Genomic DNA, 3,292 nt, shown 5'->3' on the forward strand with positions numbered 1-3,292 from the left:
GCTTCGGCGAGGTCCTCGACCTCGCTGCCCGGCGACCCTGCCGAGCGGCGCGAGGACGTCGGCGACGTGGAATTCCGTCCGGCCCCGAGCCCTTCGACGGCGGCGTCCATCGGTTCACGCGCATAGCGGCTGAGGAACCTCGGCTGGACCTTGTCCTCGTAGGCCGCGAGGAGTCTGAGGTTGTTCTGGACGATCTGGGCAATCGACTTCATCTGGTTCTGTCTCCGGGTGTGTGGGCCGCGTCCACGCGGCGGTTTCAGGTTAGGTGATCGGGTTCGCGGGCCGTCGTCGGCGGTGCCGCCCCCCTCTCGGCCGACTCGTCGACTCATTGGTCGCTGTGGTGGGTTCATCAGTCACAAGCGGCACTGTGTTGCCCTCTCAGAAGATAATAACCATTATTACGTTAGGTTAGCCTAACCTCGCATGCGACTCAAGCCCCGTCTCGTGCGTTTGATAGACATTGCTGAAACCGAGATCGCGCAAAACCAGCACACCATTGAGTGACGCGTGGACGAAGACTCAGGATGGGCGCAAGAATCCGCAGGCGTTTTTAACAATCTTCTCGGTGAATCAGCCTGTAAATCCGGGGAATCCCCGTACTCAGGGGACGATCACTACCCCGCTGGAGTGGGAGCAGAAGGCTTCTCCGGATAAGCGCTCTGGTAATGGCCCGAAACCGAAGGTGCGGGCGTGTCCCAAAATGGCACGGCTATGGATCCGGCGCTCGGTCAAGGGGTTCCAGCGCCCTTTCACCGCCATCGACCATAAAGAAGCCAGCTAGGGAGAGAAACACCATGACCGCGATGAAGGCCCAGGATTCGCGCCATCCGAAGGCTTTGTATTGCCTTGTCTCTGGGCCTGTCTCTGGGCCTGTCTCCGGGCTTTCCGTCACACTGCTCATCCTCTTGCAACAGCACATCCCCCCTCGCTCATGATCAGAAACAGCCTATAGTTGACGTGTCACAAACTTTTCACGCGATAAGGGAGGACACGATGACTACAGACGCACAGAAGGACTGGGCAGGCGATGCCCAGAACGCCTCAACAGACGGCGAGTTCAAGCGGGATACGAACTATATCGGTGACCGCATTGTGTCGTCGATAAGCAATGAAGCTTCGCACTGGCCCGTGCAGCCGCACCGCTACCGTCTCATCGCCGCACGTGCCTGCCCATGGGCGCATCGCGCTGTCATCGTGCGGCGCCTGATGGGGCTGGAAGATGTGATCTCCTTGGGCCTGGCTGGCCCGACTCACGACAAGCGCTCCTGGACCTTCGACTTGGATCCGGGCGGCGTGGACCCCGTGCTACAGATCCCCCGCCTGCAGGATGCATACTTCGCACGCTTTCCCGACTACCCGCGCGGCATCACCGTGCCGGCAATCGTGGAAGAAGCAAGCGGCAAGGTGGTGACGAACGATTACAACTCCATGGTCCGCGACTTCCAAACCGAGTGGACCGCCTACCACCGCCCCGGCGCCCCGAACCTGCTGCCACCGGAAGAGCTGCGCGAAGAGGCGGAGGCGATCAACGACTTCCTCTTCCGCAAGTTCAACAACGGCGTGTACCGCGCCGGATTCTCAGCCTCCCAAGACGCCTACGAAGAAGCCTACGACGACGTGTTTGAGGTCCTCGACTGGCTCGAAGACCGCCTAGCCAACCACCGCTTCATCATGGGTGAACACATCACGGAGACCGACGTCCGCGCCTACACCACCCTCATCCGCTTTGATGCCGTCTACCACGGCCACTTCAAGACAAACCGCAACAAGATCACCGAACTCCCAAACGTCTACGGCTACCTCCGCGAGCTGTTTCAAACCCCCGGCTTCGGCGACACCACCGACTTCACGGAGATCAAACAGCACTACTACATCGTCCACCGCGAAGTGAACCCCACCCGGATCGTCCCCTCCGGGCCCGACCTTTCCGGCCTCACCCAACCCCACGGCCGCGACCATCTCCCGGGCTCCCCCTTCGCCGCAGGCACCACCCTCCCCGGCCCACTGCCCGAATCCGAGAAGCTGAAGAACCCCACGGATTTCCAACGGGAGCTCTTCGGGCTGGAGTAGGTCTTCTGGGGTTAGGGGCCAGAAAGTGTGTCTGGGATCGGGGATTTTTAGGTTCTGACCTGTAGGGTAGCGTGAAATATATGCTTTGGGAGCATATATCTGGCCTCAACACGGTGAATCCCCGGTGTGGCTGCCAGTCTGTGGTAGTAGGCGGTGGCGTGGTGGCTCAATGCCAAAGAACCGACCACGCTGCTACTGCGGCGGTGATACCAAACGCAATGGAACAACCAGCAAAGGCACTACCCGATGGGCGATGTAAGGCCGTGGAGCCTCAGTCAATAAAAGTCGGCCAGATGTCACAGTAGCAGACCACCAGCCCCGTTAGACCCCATGCGTAGCTGTATCCCCACTATGCACAGTCTTTCACTTGCACACTTGGCAAGCATTAGACTTGCAATTAAGGCAAGTATTACACTTGCCTTAATTGCAAGCCAGTGAAGTTGACGTTAGGGAGAAGAACGATGAGCGACGACCTTAAGATCATTCACGACGTTCAAAAGCGCACCACGTGGACGCAGAGCTGGTGGGCGGTGGCGATAGTGGCGCTTGGCGCCGGCGGCGGTATCGCGCTATTCAAGCTGTCATGGTGGTACGGCCTCGCGGTTCTTGTACCGACGTTCGTTCTGGGCTATCTCCTCAAAGATAAGATTGCGAACCCCTTCGTTCGGGTCAATCCCAATATGGGGCCGAGTAATGATCGCGCCACCTGGTCACGAGTACTGCTGCCAGGTGCCATGATGTTCTCCACCGTGCCGACGCCTGATACTTGGCCGTGGATGATTGTCTGCGGCGTCGTTGTTTCTACGGCGACGGCATGGATGTTGTATGAGAACCGCAACGCCGCCGTAAAGGGCGTCAATGTCTAAGGATCCTTCACCACGCCCAGCAAAGCTGGATCCGGTCATCCACCCCATCAATCGGCTTAAAATTTGTGCCACGCTGTTCCATTCAGGCGCAACCGGCGGCAGGCAGATGAAATACGCCGTGCTTGCAGAGCTCACCGAGCTTCCTGCCGATACGCTTTCCAAGCAGTTGAAACATCTTGAGGACAGCGGCTATATCAGCCGCACCCGCGAATATGGCTCCACGCGCGCGAAAGACGCCGTCTGGGTCGCGTTGACCCAGACTGGAACAGAAGCCTATGCACAGCACGTTGCGGCGCTTAAAGCCATGACAGAGGGCTCATAGATTGGGTCAAGTCCCGTGAAGTGGTGTAGCCGTT

The 3,292-nt window shown here is 59.0% G+C and carries 3 protein-coding genes and 2 pseudogenes; 4 read left to right on the forward strand and 1 reads right to left on the reverse strand.

Features of this window, described 5'->3' with window-relative positions:
* Positions 1-212 (reverse strand): annotated as a pseudogene (locus HMPREF3171_RS12345) (hypothetical protein); the annotation flags it as partial.
* A 781-nt stretch (positions 213-993) separates the two neighbouring features.
* Here HMPREF3171_RS12345 and HMPREF3171_RS05385 point away from each other — a divergent pair.
* The 4 genes and pseudogenes from HMPREF3171_RS05385 (at position 994) to HMPREF3171_RS05395 (ending at position 3,258) form a co-directional block, all read left to right on the forward strand.
* Positions 994-2,070 (forward strand): glutathione S-transferase family protein, encoded by a 1,077-nt coding sequence (locus HMPREF3171_RS05385; RefSeq protein ID WP_070483501.1) that lies wholly within the window; start codon positions 994-996, stop codon positions 2,068-2,070.
* A gap of 169 nt (positions 2,071-2,239) precedes the next feature.
* Positions 2,240-2,354: pseudogene (locus tag HMPREF3171_RS12515) on the forward strand (transposase-like zinc-binding domain-containing protein); the annotation flags it as partial.
* 177 nt (positions 2,355-2,531) lie between these two features.
* Positions 2,532-2,936 carry a hypothetical protein gene (locus HMPREF3171_RS05390; RefSeq protein ID WP_070422685.1) on the forward strand — a complete coding sequence of 135 codons (405 nt, stop codon included), beginning with the start codon at positions 2,532-2,534 and terminating at the stop codon, positions 2,934-2,936.
* Positions 2,929-3,258, forward strand: coding sequence for a transcriptional regulator (locus tag HMPREF3171_RS05395; RefSeq protein ID WP_070422684.1), 330 nt, complete (start codon positions 2,929-2,931; stop codon positions 3,256-3,258). Before HMPREF3171_RS05390 ends, HMPREF3171_RS05395 begins: the two co-directional genes overlap by 8 nt.
* The last annotated feature ends 34 nt before the right edge of the window (positions 3,259-3,292 follow it).

Origin of the sequence: Corynebacterium sp. HMSC08F01 (assembly GCF_001807545.1) — a bacterium.
GTDB lineage: Bacteria > Actinomycetota > Actinomycetes > Mycobacteriales > Mycobacteriaceae > Corynebacterium > Corynebacterium coyleae.